Source organism: Psychrobacter sp. AOP7-B1-24, assembly GCF_052376215.1.
In the GTDB taxonomy this organism is placed as follows: domain Bacteria; phylum Pseudomonadota; class Gammaproteobacteria; order Pseudomonadales; family Moraxellaceae; genus Psychrobacter.
In genome coordinates this window covers 39,844-56,786 of record NZ_JBQSVL010000015.1, presented here as the reverse complement: position 1 = coordinate 56,786, position 16,943 = coordinate 39,844, and the positions used below count along the sequence as shown (strand labels likewise).

The 16,943-nt window shown below is 39.6% G+C and carries 15 protein-coding genes; 5 read left to right on the top strand and 10 right to left on the bottom strand.

What is annotated here, in order from left to right; translation table 11 throughout:
- Nucleotides 1–913 precede the first annotated feature (913 nt).
- The gene (recA, locus tag ACT3QP_RS05350) at nucleotides 914–1,972 is read left to right on the top strand and encodes a recombinase RecA (protein WP_444524727.1); all 1,059 of its coding nucleotides are present in this window, start codon (nucleotides 914–916) and stop codon (nucleotides 1,970–1,972) included.
- Between the two features lie 40 nt (nucleotides 1,973–2,012).
- The gene (locus tag ACT3QP_RS05345; RefSeq protein ID WP_444524726.1) at nucleotides 2,013–3,104 is read left to right on the top strand and encodes a regulatory protein RecX; all 1,092 of its coding nucleotides are present in this window, start codon (nucleotides 2,013–2,015) and stop codon (nucleotides 3,102–3,104) included.
- Between the two features lie 34 nt (nucleotides 3,105–3,138).
- Here ACT3QP_RS05345 and ACT3QP_RS05340 read toward each other — a convergent pair whose 3' ends face one another.
- From ACT3QP_RS05340 to ACT3QP_RS05310, 7 genes are all read right to left on the bottom strand, one after another.
- Entirely contained in the window at nucleotides 3,139–4,596 is a 1,458-nt protein-coding gene (locus tag ACT3QP_RS05340; RefSeq protein ID WP_444524725.1) for an anion permease, read from the bottom strand.
- Nucleotides 4,597–4,911: 315 nt separating this feature from the next.
- The gene (locus ACT3QP_RS05335) at nucleotides 4,912–5,613 is read right to left on the bottom strand and encodes a YidB family protein (protein ID WP_444524724.1); all 702 of its coding nucleotides are present in this window, start codon (nucleotides 5,611–5,613) and stop codon (nucleotides 4,912–4,914) included.
- Nucleotides 5,614–5,743: 130 nt separating this feature from the next.
- Entirely contained in the window at nucleotides 5,744–6,199 is a 456-nt protein-coding gene (locus ACT3QP_RS05330; protein WP_444524723.1) for a protein YgfX, read from the bottom strand.
- 66 nt (nucleotides 6,200–6,265) lie between these two features.
- Nucleotides 6,266–6,541 carry an FAD assembly factor SdhE gene (locus ACT3QP_RS05325; RefSeq protein WP_444524722.1) on the bottom strand — a complete coding sequence of 92 codons (276 nt, stop codon included), beginning with the start codon at nucleotides 6,539–6,541 and terminating at the stop codon, nucleotides 6,266–6,268.
- 65 nt (nucleotides 6,542–6,606) lie between these two features.
- A complete protein-coding gene (folP, locus tag ACT3QP_RS05320; RefSeq protein ID WP_444524721.1) occupies nucleotides 6,607–7,497 on the bottom strand; it encodes a dihydropteroate synthase in 891 nt (296 codons plus the stop codon).
- Nucleotides 7,498–7,676: 179 nt separating this feature from the next.
- Nucleotides 7,677–9,572 (bottom strand): ATP-dependent zinc metalloprotease FtsH, encoded by a 1,896-nt coding sequence (ftsH, locus tag ACT3QP_RS05315; RefSeq protein ID WP_444524720.1) that lies wholly within the window; start codon nucleotides 9,570–9,572, stop codon nucleotides 7,677–7,679.
- Between the two features lie 389 nt (nucleotides 9,573–9,961).
- The gene (locus ACT3QP_RS05310; RefSeq protein ID WP_444524719.1) at nucleotides 9,962–10,594 is read right to left on the bottom strand and encodes an RlmE family RNA methyltransferase; all 633 of its coding nucleotides are present in this window, start codon (nucleotides 10,592–10,594) and stop codon (nucleotides 9,962–9,964) included.
- Between the two features lie 345 nt (nucleotides 10,595–10,939).
- Between ACT3QP_RS05310 and ACT3QP_RS05305 the strand changes: the two genes are divergently transcribed.
- Together ACT3QP_RS05305 and ACT3QP_RS05300 are read left to right on the top strand one after the other, a co-directional pair.
- On the top strand, nucleotides 10,940–11,248 hold the full coding sequence (locus ACT3QP_RS05305; protein ID WP_192519565.1) for a YhbY family RNA-binding protein: 309 nt from the start codon (nucleotides 10,940–10,942) through the stop codon (nucleotides 11,246–11,248).
- Between the two features lie 238 nt (nucleotides 11,249–11,486).
- Nucleotides 11,487–12,203, top strand: coding sequence for a hypothetical protein (locus ACT3QP_RS05300; RefSeq protein WP_444524718.1), 717 nt, complete (start codon nucleotides 11,487–11,489; stop codon nucleotides 12,201–12,203).
- A 225-nt stretch (nucleotides 12,204–12,428) separates the two neighbouring features.
- Here the strand turns inward: ACT3QP_RS05300 and ACT3QP_RS05295 are convergent, their stop codons facing one another.
- Nucleotides 12,429–13,154, bottom strand: coding sequence for a CHAP domain-containing protein (locus ACT3QP_RS05295; RefSeq protein WP_444524717.1), 726 nt, complete (start codon nucleotides 13,152–13,154; stop codon nucleotides 12,429–12,431).
- A gap of 244 nt (nucleotides 13,155–13,398) precedes the next feature.
- Between ACT3QP_RS05295 and ACT3QP_RS05290 the strand changes: the two genes are divergently transcribed.
- Complete coding sequence (locus ACT3QP_RS05290) at nucleotides 13,399–13,914, top strand: hypothetical protein (protein ID WP_444524716.1); 516 nt, start codon at nucleotides 13,399–13,401, stop codon at nucleotides 13,912–13,914.
- Between the two features lie 299 nt (nucleotides 13,915–14,213).
- On the opposite strand, the gene lpxC is transcribed toward ACT3QP_RS05290, so the two are convergent.
- Together lpxC and ftsZ are read right to left on the bottom strand one after the other, a co-directional pair.
- Complete coding sequence (gene lpxC / locus ACT3QP_RS05285) at nucleotides 14,214–15,131, bottom strand: UDP-3-O-acyl-N-acetylglucosamine deacetylase (protein ID WP_444524715.1); 918 nt, start codon at nucleotides 15,129–15,131, stop codon at nucleotides 14,214–14,216.
- A 611-nt stretch (nucleotides 15,132–15,742) separates the two neighbouring features.
- Nucleotides 15,743–16,942: a cell division protein FtsZ gene (gene ftsZ, locus ACT3QP_RS05280; RefSeq protein WP_444524714.1), complete on the bottom strand. Its 1,200-nt coding sequence runs from the start codon at nucleotides 16,940–16,942 to the stop codon at nucleotides 15,743–15,745.
- Nucleotide 16,943 lies beyond the last annotated feature (1 nt).

Sequence of the window (16,943 nt, the reverse complement as noted above, 5' to 3'; positions counted from 1 at the left end):
TAAAATATTAATATGTGAAACATGGTTAATTATGATATGGTTCATTAAAGAATGCCTGTTCACGCACATACAAAAGCGACATTATCACCTTGCTAGCCCCTACCCGTAATCCACGCAAACATCGACCCTATAAGGGATTGGTGAGTTCTCCCCATAACCTGTGGATAACCCTGTGTATAAGTAGATACTTGACAAGAAATCCCCTAGATAACTTAAAGGATAAGGTAAAATCGTTCATTTTTTATACAATAAAAATATTCATATAAATCAATTACTTACAAACAACATGCAATCATTAAAAATTATTTTTAATATTTTAAAAAAATAATCTCATTGTCATCAATGTTTCACAATCAATGAATATCAAGGCTTTTTTCGCTGTGAACAACTCCTAAAGCTATTGACAAACCCTACCATTATACAGTTCGAAATTATGGTTAATTTCAGAATTTATCTATACGAATCATGACAGATATATGATACGACACCTAGTGTCGCCTATCGTTATTTCACCCTCTAAATACTCGCTTTGATTTGTTATAATTATTTCATCTTATGAATAGTTAGTTACAAAGTAACTTTGTCATGAACCTATAAAATGTCATGAACCTATAAAATCTAGCGAGAAATTTACGTTAGCAGCCTTATTTGCGAACTTATTTTTACTTATCTCGCTATTTAATTTTACTGTATAGTAAACTGATATAACTTTATACAATGTCGTATGTATAACTTGTTTGTCTTAGCTAAAGCGTTGAACGTTGCTTGCTATTAGCGTTTCGTACTACTTATCCGGCATTCGACTTAAGCAATATTCAGCACGAATAAACCATTATTTTTATAATACGAATATGTAACGTGTAACACCACAATTGATAACTTCAACTTTATAATTGAACACAAGGAATCTAGTATGGACGACAATAAAGCCAAGGCACTCAAAGCAGCATTGGGTCAAATTGAAAAGCAGTTTGGCAAAAACACCATTATGCATTTAGGTGATGACTCGGTCGCTATGGATGTAGATGCAGTTTCTACAGGATCGCTTGGGTTGGACATTGCCCTTGGCATTGGTGGCTTACCTAAAGGGCGTATTATTGAAATCTATGGCCCAGAAAGCTCAGGTAAAACGACCATGACTCTGCAAGCGATTGCAGAATGCCAAAAGCAAGGTGGTACTTGTGCCTTTATCGATGCCGAACACGCGCTTGACCCTGTCTATGCACGCAAGCTTGGCGTAAACACGGATGAGCTATTGCTGTCGCAGCCTGACAACGGTGAACAAGCTCTTGAAATTACCGATATGCTGGTACGCTCTGGTGCTATCGATATGATCGTGATTGACTCAGTTGCTGCATTGACACCACGTGCTGAGATTGAAGGCGAGATGGGTGACTCACATATGGGCTTGCAAGCACGCCTAATGAGCCAAGCACTGCGTAAAATTACTGGCAATGCCAAACGCTCTAACTGCATGGTGGTCTTTATTAACCAGATCCGTATGAAAATTGGTGTGATGTTTGGTAGTCCTGAAACCACTACTGGTGGTAATGCGCTGAAGTTCTATGCATCGGTTCGTATGGACATTCGCCGTATTGGCGCAGTTAAGAATGGTGATGAAATCATCGGTAACCAAACTCGTGTCAAGGTTATCAAAAACAAAATGGCACCACCATTCCGTCAAGCCGAATTTGAAATCACTTACGGCGAAGGTACCAACCACTTAGCCGAAGTTATTGATTTGGGCGTTGAAATTGGCGCAGTTGGCAAAGCAGGCTCTTGGTATAGCTATGGTGATGAAAAAATCGGTCAAGGTAAGGCCAATTCGGTACTTTTCTTGAAAGAAAATCCGGCAATCGCTCAAGAAATCGAAGATAAGATTCGTGCTGAAAAGCTTGGCTCAAAAGAGAGTACCAAAGATGAGGATTCTGAAGAAGCCAAAGAAAAGTCAGAGGCTAAACCTGCACAATAATAGAATATTCAATAATTGCTATAGATTATCATGATTTATTATGAAAATTAAAACCTTAGCTGAAATACTCGCTGAATCAGATATTGATTCAGCGAGCGCTCCTCGTACTAATCCAAAAAAACATACTAGGCTTGCTAAACAGTCATATAGAGATGAGCCAAAAAAGTCTCGTAAAACTGGCAAAAAAACCATCTCTTCACATAAAAATAACGCTGCAGCCAATGATTCGTCGACCAAGAATACTACTGATATAGATTCAAAAAATCCTCTCTCTTCATCCCCAGCCAGCCATAAGACAATCCAACCCGCAAAACATAAAAAGCGTGAAAAACGCTTCCATCCAGCTGCTGATTTTAGCCCTGAATCTAGCAACGTGCCTGTTTACCAGCAACCAAAAGCACAAAGCATTAAAGAGATGCTAGAAGAGATTAAACAGGGTGGTCTTTGTACCGAAGAAGAAAGATGTGATCATAATAATGATGGTGCTGAAACTGGTACTATTTCTCACCAAGGTGAAACAAATCAACAGACCGATAACCTGCCCGCTGCACTCAAAGCCTATCTGCGTACACCTGAACAACGTCAAGCAGAAGTAGATGAAGTTAAAGCCGAAAGCCGCTTACGTTGGCTAGCATTTTATTACTTATCACGCCGTGAGTATGGCAAAGCCGAACTCAAGCAGAAGCTCATTGATAAAGAGCAAGATCCAGATAAAATTGACGCCCTGCTCAATGAGTTTGAAGAAAAAGGCTACCAAAGTGACTACCGAACAACATTGATGTTAATTCGCGAAAATATTCGCAAAGGCCGTGGGCGCGGTCGTATCAAACAAGAGTTTTATCACAAAAAAATTGCTATACCCAGTAATGTTGATGAGCTAATAGATATGGCAAATGCAGAGTCAGATGAGTTTAGTGAGTTTGTAGATGATAGTGATGACAATCTTGTTGAGGGCATAGACTGGCTAAAACTTGCCGTCATCGCTCGCACTAAGAAGTACGGCGATGATGTGCCGCTTGAACAAAAAGACAAAGCTCGCCAGTTACGGTTTTTACAATACAGGGGATTTAATACTGATATCTGCTTTGCCGCACTCAACTATACGCTAGAAACGTTAGATGAGCGCTTTTAATCAGTGCTATGGCTCATTTCAATTGAGTTACTCCTTAATAATAGCCAAGTATTTTCCACCAAATCAGACCAGCACCTATCCAAATGACTAAGTTCACCACACTCATAACCGCACCAACGCCCCACCACTCTTTTAGTGTCACATAGCCTGAGTTAAAGATAACCGGTGCTGTACCAGTTGCATAATGGGTCAATGTCATCATGATATTACCTGCTGCGGCCAAGATTAATGCATACAACATCGGCGGCGCACCTAATGTCAGACCCACAGCGTAAAATGCTGCAAATAGCGCAGTTATATGTGCAGTGGTACTAGCAAAAAAGTAATGTATATATAAATAGACCAAAGTCAAAACTGTTACGGCACCTATCCAGCCTAAACCAGTTGTACCAATTAGAGACTCAATATTACCTGAGAACCAACTAATCAACCCAAGTTTATTTAAATAAGTCGCCATCATAATCAGGGCACCGAACCATACAATGGTATCCCATGCTGACTTCTCTTTTAAAATATCATCCCAAGTCAATACGCCTGTCAATATTAATGTCATCAAACCAACAAAAGCAGTCGTAGTGGCATTAACACTATACTGATCACCCAAAATCAATGCCGGAATATTTGCCCACAAAATCAACATAAGCGCGAACACACCAAGCATAATTTTCTCTTGTGAACTTACGCTACCCATTTCTTTTAGATTGTCTTTAGCAAAGTGTTTGGCATCGGGTGTTGCTTTGACCTCAGGCGGGCAAATCATATAGATGACTAACGGCATAACTATCAAGCAGAGCAAACCCGGTATAAACATTGCCACCGCCCACGTTGTCCACGACAACTGAATATCACCACCTGTCGCTTTATTAACCAACTCTACAACTAAGGGGTTGGGAGCCGTAGCAGTGATGAACATACCAGAAGTAATCGGATTGGCATGGTAATTAACCATAGCCAAATAGCGGCCAATTTTGTTTTGAGTACCTTCCTCTGGAGTTGAATGAAAGCTTTGTGCAATGGACTTCATAATTGGATGAATAATACCACCACCACGCGCCGTGTTAGAAGGCGTAATTGGCGCTATCATCAGCTCGGCAGCGGTTAAGGAATAAGCCACACCGATCGTCTTTTTACCGAAAATAGAAATGAAATAATAAGCAATACGCCGACCCAAACCTGTTTTTATCAAACCACGTGATATCATAACTGCAATACCAATCAGCCAAATGAGAGGGCTTGAATAACTTGATAACGCATCACTAATGGCTTGTTTTGGACTATCACTAGTTACACCTGTGAGTGCCACTAGGGTAACTGCAATAATAGCAATTGCACCAATAGGTAACACCTTCCCTATGATAGCGACGATGGTGGCGATAAATAATGCCAACATATGCCAGGCTTCTGGTGTGACACCAGTAGGTACCGGAATAACAAACCAAATTATCAAACCGACTAAAATGGCAACCGCTGCTTGGATAGGCTTAAATGGCATAGGTCAAAATCCTTATGCTATTAAATTATAGCTATTAGAAAACATGCTTTAGCTAACAAGCGCTAAATGCAAAAGTGATGTGCTCATACTAATTATTTTATAAGATATATATGTCTAGTGTTCTATTGATTACTGTTTTTAACATATCTCTTTAGATTATAAAATGAGTAGATAACAAAAATTCTGGATAAACACAGTAAGAAATTGCGCGTATGGGTAATAAAAAAGAGTGCGTCTCATGAGGCACTCTTTTTTATTGCAATCTTAACATTTGAATGTTCAACACGCCCTACTCTAAAAACCAATTGAAAAAATTTACTTAAAAGCATTCAGCCGACTAGATAGCTGATTGATAATTTGATCAATCTCTTCGTTGGCCTCACCCTCATTATCCAAGTTACCATTTGGCGTTAGTTGATTCATAACCTCTGGGAGCAACTCTGCAAGTCCTTGGCGCACTTCTCCATCATTAGTACCTGTATGCGCGGCTACTTGCTGAATTTCATTTTCATCAAACAAACGACTGATGTCATCAGGATCAAGGTTATCGTTGGTTTCTTGACTACTCATCCAAGAACGCACTTTGCTTTCGTGACCCATCGCAGTGATTTTTGATAATGCACCACTCAAACCACCATTACGCTTAATCCAGCTGAGCACCATGGGCATAAGTGCCGCGATCAGCATACTTTTCCCGCCCATACTACCTTGCTGCTGCTGGTTGCTACCTAACACGCTTCCTAAAATATCTCCCAAACCACTAGCACCACTACCGCTCTGACCACCAGCAAGATCACCGATGATATCATCTAAACCAAAACCATTATCTGCTTGGCTACTCTGCTGCTGTGTATTATTATTAGTCTGAGCCATTCCACCCAATACGCTACCCAACACACCACCTAAGCCAGCAGTATTGTTTGAACTCGTACTATGATTAACGGTATCACTTTGGTTATCTTCTGGATTCATCGCACTACGGGCGACTTGGCTCACTAAATTACCTAATAAACTCATACAATACTCCTGTTCTGCTCATATTATTTTTTGTTAAAAATTAGGGCGTGTCCTCATACTTTGTTCAGAAAGAGGCAGTTGAAAAAATCCGCCATGTATTAGCAAAATACATTTAGAAAACAGCCCTTTATTATCTTTTAGTAGCACTTACATTAGCCAAAACACGCAACTCTCTCCATTGGTCAGCACTTACTTGGTCGCGAAATACCGTTACTGATAAAGAACGCTGATAAGGCTCTACGATATTGAATTCAAAACTCATTACCCACCGATAAGCATGAACAGTAACCAATTTTGCCTGCCATAGCTCATCACCATGAGCAGTGCGAATCATCAGCTGCCAACCTTTATCAGTACGCTGACTAAGCGGTGGTTGGCTCATATGCAGCGGTATAGGCCTTGATAATACCAGATAAACAACAACCATCACTGTGACTATCACAATAAGCACATACTGCCACAACATTAACGCAGCAAACCATGCAATTACCATCATCACGCTCGCTAAACCAATATACAGCAGCAAGCGCAAGTAACTGGTAGGCTGAATAGCAGTGTCAATGCGTAGAGATGTTAACGAGGTCATAGTCAAGTACCAGCACAAATACGAAGCTATTATACAAATCTAAAACTCATACTGCCTGACCAAGTATCAAGTCAAACTTTTTGTATGACGCCATGTCTTAATCTTATTAACTAAAGCCCATATGTCATCACTTTTTGGACGATCTTGATTGGTGAAATAATCCAACAAGTCAGGATCTTCATGCGTCAGCATTTCTGCAAATATGGCTTGTTCAGCAGCATCTGCAGTTAGGTATAACTCTTTGACATAAGGGTCAATATAAAAATCTAACTCTTTTAGTCCGCGGCGCGCTTGATAAATAATACGACGCTGTTCATTGGTTGGTTCTGGCTGATTGGTCATAAAGCTACCTTTAATGATTAAGTTTATTTTTTTATATTATATTTAAGCGATATGCTCATCTAATGTTACTGGTACCCAGACAACTGATGCCACAGCGCAATTGATTGCTGCATCATCGCCACATTATGAGTTCGAATAATGCTGGCACCTTGTTGTAACGCAAAAATTCCAGCTGCTGTACCTATCATATCTCGTTCTGCTGCTTGAGTCATCGCAACTGCCTCGACCCCACTGTTGGTCAATACTTCTGCTAAAAAACGCTTGCGTGAAATCCCAAACATCATCGGTAAACCAAGTCCCTGTAAGTGGCTCAATTGACTTAGTAATGCGCAGTGATGCTCATAGTTTTTAGCAAAACCGAAACCTGGGTCAATAATCAGTTTTTCACGCTTTACACCGATGCTAGTCACCTCATCAACACGAGCTAATAACTCGGTACTGACATCATTTATCACATCATTGTACTGTGCCAAATTATTCATCGTTGTGGGCTCACCGCGCATGTGCATGAGCATAACTGGTATATTAAGTTCAGCAGCTAATATGGCGGCACCCTCACGTTTAAGCGCTCTTACATCGTTCCAGATATCAGCACCTGCTTCGAATGCAGCTGCCATGACCGCTGGATTACTGGTATCAATAGATAGCCAAATATCATGACCGAAACTTTGTCGTATGGCTTTGACAACTGGTATAACACGCTTTATCTCATCGCTAGTGGCTACCACATCAGCATTTGGACGAGTAGATTCACCACCAATATCAATAATAGTGGCACCTTCCGCTATCATCTGCTGACAATGATCAACTGCCTTATCTATAGCAGTAAACTGTCCTCCATCTGAGAACGAATCTGGTGTAACATTGAGTATGCCCATAATATGCGGCTGCGACAAATCTAGAGTTTTATCACGGCTAGATATTTGGTAAGCGGGTAAAGATTGAAATAGTGACATCAATGTTCCGTCATAAGTAAAATATATAATATGGTTTTAATTCTTACTAAATACTCTTATGATACCAGTAAATCTTATACTGTCCTAAATCCTTAATAAAATGACAGCAATAAAAAAGCCCTTTATAAAAAAGGGCTTTTTCAATTAACGTATTAAATCTAACTTCAATGTTTATAAACTTACATCGCAGGTAATGGCGGCGGTGTTGGGCCTGTCGTTTTCACATCATTTTTTGACAGGTTCACTTCATTGTGTTGATAGACTCTTGGTGGGCGTGGCTCTTCACCTGCTAATATATCTTGCAACTGATCACGATCAATCGTTTCCCACTTCATCAATGCATCAACCATAGCATGCATTTTCTCTTGATTGCCTTCGATAAGCTCACGAGCAATATCATACTGCTCTTCTAGCATACGACGTACTTCTTCATCCACTTTTTGCTGTGTGGCCTCAGAAATCGTGCGATTACTAGAGCCAAAATAGCCCTGCGAACTATCTTCATCTTCGTACACCATAACACCAAGTGCATCAGACATACCATATTTGGTAACCATAGCTCGTGCCATTTTGGTTGCACGTTCAAAGTCGTTTGAGGCACCCGTTGACATCTGATTGATAAAGACTTCTTCAGCGATACGACCACCGAATAAGATTGCAATATCATTTAACATCTTAGATTTATACATGCTAGTTTGATCATGCTCAGGCAACTGCCAAGTAACACCAAGGGCAAAACCACGCGGCATAATCGTTACTTTATGTACCGGATCTGTACCAGGTAGCAACTCAGCGACTAAGGCATGACCTGACTCATGATAAGCTGTTGCACGGCGCTCTTCTTCACGTATAACCATAGACTTACGCTCAGGACCCATATAAAGCTTGTCTTTCGCATCTTCAAAGTCATTCATATCGACACTAGTCTTGTTGCGACGCGCCGCAAATAGTGCTGCTTCGTTAACCAAGTTGGCAAGCTGTGCACCACTGAATCCAGGTGTACCACGAGCAAGTGCATTGGCATCCACACCAATGGTATTTGGTAGCTTTCTCAAGTGAACTTTTAAGATTTGTTCACGGCCTTTGATATCTGGTAAGCCAACTTGTACTTGACGATCAAAACGACCTGGACGTAGCAATGCTTTATCAAGAACATCTGCACGGTTAGTCGCAGCAATCACAATAACGCCTTCATTACCTTCAAAGCCATCCATCTCAACCAATAGTTGGTTCAGTGTCTGCTCACGCTCATCATTACCGCCGCCCATACCAGAGCCACGATGACGACCGACTGCGTCAATCTCATCAATAAAGATAATACATGGTGCGCTTTTTTTCGCTTGTTCAAACATATCACGTACACGAGATGCACCAACACCAACAAACATCTCAACAAAGTCAGAGCCTGAAATTGAGAAAAATGGTACTTTAGCCTCACCAGCAATGGCTCGTGCTAATAATGTCTTACCAGTACCAGGTGGACCTACCATCAAAATACCACGTGGAATGGTTGCACCAAGTTTGGTAAATTTATCTGGATCACGTAAAAAGTCAACGACCTCTACCACTTCTTCTTTGGCTTCTTCACAACCAGCTACATCTTCAAAATCGACATTAATTTGGTCTTCAGTCAACATTTTAGCTTTAGACTTACCAAAGCTCATTGGACCGCCACCTTTACCGCCAGCACCACCTTGCATATTACGCATGAAGAATAAGAACAGTCCGATGATCAATAGAATCGGGAAACTGGCGATCAGTAGTTGCATTAATACGCTTTGACGCTTTGGTGCAGTCCCTTGAACTTCGACTTGGTTTTCACGCAGTAATGGCATAAGCTCATCATCTGACACAGCAGGTCTAATGGTCTCAAAAGATGAACCATTTTTCTTCTCGCCAGTGATCTCTTCACCGTCGATTTCAACACTGGCTACTTGGTTTTCTGACACAGCGGTCACAAACTCAGAGTAGTTAAGGCTATCCGGCTCAGATGATTGATCGAAGCCGCTAAACACCAGTACTAAAACGCCGATTACCACCAGCCACAATAAGGTATTTTTTACCATGTCGCTCACTAGTTATTCCCATCCCTTACTTATTGGTGTGTTTATTAAACACGTGACGTCTATAAACGTAATATTCATTTTTAATAACTTTCTCAACACTAGAATTTTATGAGCCATAACCTATGCATATTAAACCATTTATCAAAACAGATATAACATATCATAAATATCAATAACATATGACTCTATTGTAGATGAGCTTATCAAGCGTTTATTGTCAGACGACTTTGCCTAAAACAAAGTTAATATACCATGATATGTGGTACTAACCTGCATAATTCAAGCAGATTTCACTATTATTCAATCAACGATTGTAATGAGTTTAATCTATCATTTAGATATATTTTATGGTGACATAATATCTCATTTGCAATGGCAGTAACTCATCGCAGTTCAAACTACTTAATAGCTACCCAAAACATCTCTTTTGACCGTGGTCGTGAAGCACCTGGTTTGATACTACGAATTTTACTAAAATCATGCTGCATCTGCTTGCGTAATTCTTGTGTTCCTTCACCTTGAAACACTTTCATAATAAGCGCGCCACCTTTTGGTAAGGTTGCTAAAGCAAAGTCCACTGCCAATTCACATAAGTACATCATACGTGGTTGATCGATAGCACTGTTACCGGCTGTATTCGGTGCCATATCAGACAACACCACATCGACTTGTCTATCACCAACCTCTGCCATGATGTTATCAAACACTTCTGCTTCACGAAAGTCACCTTGAATAAAGGTAACATCAGGTAATGTATCCATAGCCAAAATATCAGAAGCAATCAAGATGCCTTGCTCACCTACCAACTGACCAGCTACTTGTGACCAACTACCAGGAGCACTACCTAGATCTACGACTGTCATACCTTTTTTAATAAGGTTCGTTTTTTCATTGATTTCTAATAATTTATAAGCAGCACGGGCACGATAGCCTTCTTTTTGAGCCTTTTGCACATAATGATCATCAATATGCTCTTTCATCCAAGCGCTGCTACTCTTTGACAGCTTTTTATTTTCGATACGCGTGGCCAAAATACCTGCTCCTATTACATTACAAAAAACGAATACATATTTATTCAATAGCCATTCATTTATCAAATGGGTTTTTCAGATGAGCTCAATGACTTTAAAGCAATCATCAATCAGGTCATAAACTTATTTTATAGTGCCAAACTGATCAAATTCTATTGGTTAAAATACTGTTTTATAAGACAGTAGCGTCTATAATGTGACTAAACATTTAGTTTAACATTTTCATCACGTAAAATCGTGCAAAATCCTGCTGATGTCATGCAATCTGACCACAGATTATCTATAATAGTCACCAACTGCTTTTAATAGCACTGTCTTTTATTTTTACCAACACCTAGGAATTCTATGCAACTCGATAATGCTACAATCAAGCGCCTAAGAGGCATTGGTCACGAACTCAAACCAATTGTCATGATTGGCAATAAAGGTATCACTCCGACTATTACTGAAGAAATTGATCGCGCTTTATCAGATCATGAACTTATTAAAGTAAAGCTGCCAGCAGGCACAAAAGAAGAGCGTGACATCGTGGGAGCTGAACTTGCAGCAGCAGCCAATGCGTCTTTGGTTCACTCTATCGGTCGGATGGCATTGTTATTACGCCAAAACCCAAATGCCAACCCAAAACTGTCTAACCTCGCACGTCACGCATAGTAATTCTTTCATATCTGCTTACTGTGCATTTTACTATCCTAAATGATTTATCAGACCGATAACTCATTTAGGTAGTACATAAAAGCCGCGATGCAATTTTGCTCGCGGCTTTTATGCTATATATATCCTATTTCATACTTACCGCTTACCCTAAATATAATTTTTTATAAAAACGAGAGAAGTTAGTGAGTAAGATACTTTATGATTCTTATTTTTAAATGTTGGACGTTATCAAATTATGAGCCAAACTTTTCATTTATGCTTAGCAACTGACACAATAGCAGTTGATGCAAAGCAGCTTAATAGCACTATAGATGAACTAAAAAATATTCGTATTGTTGTTGGCCTTACAGTAATCCACCAACCAGTAATGTGTTTACAGTTTAATTATCAAATTAGCTTACCTACTCCATCTTTGATAAGCCAACTCAACTGGCCAACCTGGAAGGTAGAGCAAGTTGGCTTTGCTGATTACTTATGGGAGGAGACTTGCCTTGAGTGCTTTATCGCTGGCGATCTAATTAATAATAATCGTATAGATAAACACACATCACCCTATATTGAAATCAATGCCAGTCCAGACGGTCGTTACGCACTTTATCAATTTAAAAGCTACCGCAAGCCCGTAATTCTGCCACCTACACCTCTGATGCTAACAGACAATCAAACACGTGCTTCTATTGATTGGAGCGGCTATATCAAATCAAACATAACCCTAACTAAGACACCTGAACCTTCATCGAAAACCTCCAGACCTATTGGTTTTGAACAAAGCTTCAATATACCTATAACCCAAGTATCTCATAACAAGTATGCCATGTATGGCACACCTATCGAGTACATACATCCCTGTGTTATCTTATGGCTAAATAAAACTGCTCTATACTTTGCAGTCTCTCATCCGACACCACCTGATTTTCATAATTGCCATTACTGGTCAAAAGGTGAAATTTAACTCGGCTATGCTTTATCCTTATTCAAACAATGGTTGTAAGAATTAGGACACATCTTAGGTGATTAAAGCTCCCTTTTCTAATCAATACTCAAGCAACAAAAAGCCTAACACGCTCAATTGAAACATGCTACTCAAAATAAAAAACTCAGTAATGTTATAAACAACATTACTGAGTCTAGAAAAAGTGTTCAATTGAATACACTCATACGCGTAGCTAACTGACTACTATTTGTCAGCCATAGCAAGGTAAATACCACGATTTGATGCATCATCAACGTATTTTGAGTCACGCCATGTCGTATAATTATGATGACCACTGTACGGGCTTATACTGTTTTGACGGAAGTCAGACACCCAGTCATTACCATCAAATATTTGAATATGACCATGTGGACGTCTTGAAGTTCGATCGTAAACAACCACATCACCGACTTGCGGTTGCGTATCGTTACTAATTTTAGTAAAACCAGCTTGCGCTAGCGTGCCACGAGAGGCGTATTGATAGGCTGAAGGATTAGGCGTAAATTCGTAACCAGCTGATTGCAATGCTTTACGTACATAACGAGCACAGTAACCAGAACTTCTAGATAAGGCAGATCGCGATGCATTTGCTGCGGCAATAGCAGGCGCTGAATAACGATCAGGAACAAGACTTGCTTGCTGCTGACGCTGCTCGTAAGATAATTGGCTGGTTAGTGATGCAAGCTGATATTCTTTTTGCTTAGCATGTGCACTTAGTTTATCAATGGCTTGACTGATCTCATCGTTACTAGATACATGAGCACCACTTTTAGTGCTATAGATGTTGCTACTAGAAGCGTAGTTCGCAGTAGGAACAGTGGATCTACTATGACTCAAGGTATTATTTGGCTGAAAGGTGGTTTCGACAGCACCATTTGCCTGTGCTATACCCATTCCCAATACTGACAAAATTAATAAAGCTTGTTTCATAAATTTACTACCTATTGTTAATACCAGACAGCTCGTCATCCATAACGAAGCATCAATTAAGTTAGGAGGATATAATCATTAAACAAACATGATAAAATCCTTATTACAACATTTCGCTCTTTCTTCTGTAATGACTAATACAGATATCTGACTAGTCAGCTCTCACACAAATCGTTTAACATATATCGCTTTAGCATATCTGTTATGAGTATCGATTTTATCACCTATTAGATGAGTCATTACGATGTCAAAAAAACAACCTAATCGGCTTGCCCAGCTTATCGATCACCAAGCTTTTGCTGGTAGCGCACTACCTCAAACACTTGCTGATAATATGCGTCTATATATACAAACGACCAATGAAGTAAAAGAACTATTGGTAGACTGTCTACCTGAGGAAATCCTCAATACCTGTTGGGTCGTAGGCTTCACTTCTGAACAGTTAATACTCAGTGTTGGCTCAATAACTGCTGCGAATCACATCCGTTATCTACAAAATGCTTATTTGCAAGTACTAACAGAGCAATCAATTACATTTAAACAACTCAAAAAAATCCGCGTCGTAGTCGTTAGTAAATCGAGTAATAACCACTCATCTAAGCAAGCATCAACACTATCAACAGAATTATCTAAGATTGATAAAGCTAATGAAAATCAGGTGCTTAGCCAAAACATAAAACGGACTATATCACAGGCTGCAGAGCATGTCACCACTGATGAAAACCTCAAAAAAGCACTGTTACGCTTAGCAAAACATTAAAAAGACCCGGCTGCTTAATGTAAAGTTATGTAAATAAGAACGTAAAAATCGAATAAAAACAATGGAAGTTTGTAATGGAGCAAATAAAAAAAATCATCTGTTGGCTCCATTCACACAATGAATAGTACCAACAAATGATTTAAAAACTATCTACAGCTTTTGTACACTCTAACTTAGAGTAAAATTATTAAAATAACATTGAGTGTATATTCACAATATATAATATTATAAGAATGTAATTATAGTCGCCATATGTAATATTGCGTCAATGTTTCGATACTTCCTGTATATTCCCGTCTTCAAGCTTCAACGGCTAACCCTTTCATGGGTAGATATTCAATAGGGCAAGTTACATTGTCATCAAAAGTTACAATTTCAAAGTTATCATGGTTAGATAAAATCTCTCGCACCAATAAATTATTTAACGCATGACCAGACTTGTAAGCGTTAAAACGACCTAAAATTGGATAACCAATTAAATATAAATCACCCAAGGCATCCAAAATTTTATGGCGAACAAATTCATCATTAAAACGCAAACCCTCTTCGTTAAGAATATTCGCCTCATCAATAACGATAGCATTGTCCATACTGCCACCCAATGCCAAGTTATTCTGACGTAATGCTTCAATATCACGTAAAAAACCAAAAGTACGTGCTGAGCTCAACTGCTCAATAAAATTTTGCGTAGAAAACTGTAGTTGCGCATGTTGAAAGTTTTTATCGATAGCAGGATGATCAAAATCAATTTCAAAATTCAACTCAAATCCTTCATAAGGACGCAACTCTGCCCACTTATCATCGACCTTAACTCGTACTGGTTGTACAATCTTAATAAACTTTTTCAAGGCATCCTGCTCACAAACCCCTGCATCAAGTAACAGTCCCACAAAAGGCGCAGCACTACCGTCCATAATAGGTATCTCTGAAGCAGAAACACGGATTAAAAGGTTATCGACACCAAGTCCAGCAATCGCACTTAGCAAATGCTCGACCGTACCAACCCGTGTACCGCCAAATACGAGATTAGAGGACATCATGGTATCTTGTACCAAGAAAGCACTGGCTGGAATCGCTTGACTGCCTTCGATATCAGAACGCTCGAAAACAATACCGGTATTCACTGGCTGTGGATGAAATTCTAAGTCAACAGGCTGACCACTATGAAGACCAGTACCTGTCACAGCTATCGCAGTTTTTATAGTTCTTTGGTTCATGACTGTCTTCTCACATATTTTGTTACAATTGCCATAGTGTACCATTACAGACCACTAGTTCGCCACAGTTAAAACCTGCTATTTTTCTTATCTCTTTGATTGATAACACTTATCACACCAATCTGAAACTATTTTCATGCTCTACAAACATAACTATTCCTATGTATGTAGCCATATTAGAGTCGATATTTATTATCGAGAGATGTCTTATGCTACTACTCGTTAATGATTAGCGACTCTTAAAGTGCTACTTCTATAGTCAAAGAAATTTAAAATAGGTACAAGGTAATAAACCGCAGATTGTACAGGTAATATATCTAAGGAGATAAACACCCTACCAACTTATAAGCGATCCACTATAAAATAAATACAGCGATACGGGTTACATTTTGCGCAGCCTCTGTCTGCGTAGGCACAGCAAGCAAAATGTAACCCGTATCGCGTGGTTGTATTTGCATCTTTTTTATTTAGGACTGACTATAGTAGTTCACCGACTATATCTATTAAAAGAATCATAGAATAACGTTTTTGCAAACAGATATACTTTATCTATAACCACAAAAAAGCCAGCGATTAACGCTGGCTTTTGCAGTTCATGATACCTAAAAGCACTACTTATTTTGTTGACGTTTTAGATAATCTTGAATACTGTTGGTTTTAGTTTTGGGCTGCTCTTGTGATGGCTGCGAACGAACAGTACTATCTTGATACATCTTAGCTTGAGACTGTTTTTGGCTATTCAGCGCACTGGTATGCAAGTTAGGATCAACTGGCTGTGTACTGTTTACAGAAGGTACAACCTGTTCCGTTACTTCAGGTTCCTTACCGGCATTTTCATCTAAGGTCAGACCTGTTGCAATAACCGTCACATGTAAGTCATCACCCATTTTTTCATCAATGACTGAACCATAAAAAATATGAGCATCATCAATATCAGTAATCTCTTCCACTATTATGCTGATTTTGCTCATTTCATCTAGCGATAATGATTCAGAAGAAATAACGTTAACTAATAAACCTTTAGCATTCTCTAAACGCAAATCATCAAGTAATGGCGATCTAATAGCTTTTTCCGTCGCTTGACGTGCACGATCATCACCACTTGCACGGCCAATACCCATCATCGCATGACCTTTAGCAGTCATCGCAGTACGAATATCGTTGAAATCGATATTAATCATGCCTTCGCTAGCGATGGTTTCAGCAATACCTTGCACTGCATGCAGTAGTACATCATCCGCTTTTTTAAAAGCGTCTTGCATAGAGATGTTGCCGTAGACACTCATTAATTTATCATTTGGGATAGTAATAATGGAGTCAACGAAGTTAGTTAGCTGCTCGATACCGGCTTTGGCCGCCTTGATGCGCTTACCGCCTTCAAATTTAAATGGTGTGGTCACAACCGCGACCGTCAACACTTCCATTTCTTTAGCAATACGAGCAACCACTGGTGCTGCACCTGTACCTGTACCGCCACCCATACCAGCTGTAATAAACACCATATCTGAATGTTCGAGTAATGCACGGATAGATTCTTCTTCGCTTTCTGCCGCTTCACGACCAACTTCTGGGTTTGCACCTGCACCTAGACCACGGTTGGTTTTTGCACCCAGTTGCAGTTTATGTGGAGCCGTTAGGCGATCGAGTGCTTGTTTGTCCGTATTGGCACAAACAAACGTTACACCTCTAATTCCTTGTTGTACCATATGTTCAACTGCATTACCGCCGCCGCCGCCTACACCGAATACAGTGAAGCTCGCTTGGCCGTTATTTTGAAGCTGGTTATCATCTGGCATGGTGTATTTTGACATA

What these genes read in the sequence shown, in the direction of transcription:
- ACT3QP_RS05335 (WP_444524724.1), bottom strand. Translation starts at nt 5,613, where the DNA reads ATGAGTTTATTAGGTAATTTAGTGAGCCAAGTCGCCCGTAGTGCGATG.
- ACT3QP_RS05295 (WP_444524717.1), bottom strand. Translation starts at nt 13,154, where the DNA reads ATGAAACAAGCTTTATTAATTTTGTCAGTATTGGGAATGGGTATAGCA.
- ACT3QP_RS05330 (WP_444524723.1), bottom strand. Translation starts at nt 6,199, where the DNA reads ATGACCTCGTTAACATCTCTACGCATTGACACTGCTATTCAGCCTACC.
- lpxC (WP_444524715.1), bottom strand. Translation starts at nt 15,131, where the DNA reads ATGAACCAAAGAACTATAAAAACTGCGATAGCTGTGACAGGTACTGGT.
- ftsZ (WP_444524714.1), bottom strand. Translation starts at nt 16,942, where the DNA reads ATGTCAAAATACACCATGCCAGATGATAACCAGCTTCAAAATAACGGC.
- ACT3QP_RS05290 (WP_444524716.1), top strand. Translation starts at nt 13,399, where the DNA reads ATGTCAAAAAAACAACCTAATCGGCTTGCCCAGCTTATCGATCACCAA.
- ACT3QP_RS05305 (WP_192519565.1), top strand. Translation starts at nt 10,940, where the DNA reads ATGCAACTCGATAATGCTACAATCAAGCGCCTAAGAGGCATTGGTCAC.
- ACT3QP_RS05325 (WP_444524722.1), bottom strand. Translation starts at nt 6,541, where the DNA reads ATGACCAATCAGCCAGAACCAACCAATGAACAGCGTCGTATTATTTAT.
- ACT3QP_RS05340 (WP_444524725.1), bottom strand. Translation starts at nt 4,596, where the DNA reads ATGCCATTTAAGCCTATCCAAGCAGCGGTTGCCATTTTAGTCGGTTTG.
- recA (WP_444524727.1), top strand. Translation starts at nt 914, where the DNA reads ATGGACGACAATAAAGCCAAGGCACTCAAAGCAGCATTGGGTCAAATT.
- ACT3QP_RS05345 (WP_444524726.1), top strand. Translation starts at nt 2,013, where the DNA reads ATGAAAATTAAAACCTTAGCTGAAATACTCGCTGAATCAGATATTGAT.
- folP (WP_444524721.1), bottom strand. Translation starts at nt 7,497, where the DNA reads ATGTCACTATTTCAATCTTTACCCGCTTACCAAATATCTAGCCGTGAT.
- ACT3QP_RS05300 (WP_444524718.1), top strand. Translation starts at nt 11,487, where the DNA reads ATGAGCCAAACTTTTCATTTATGCTTAGCAACTGACACAATAGCAGTT.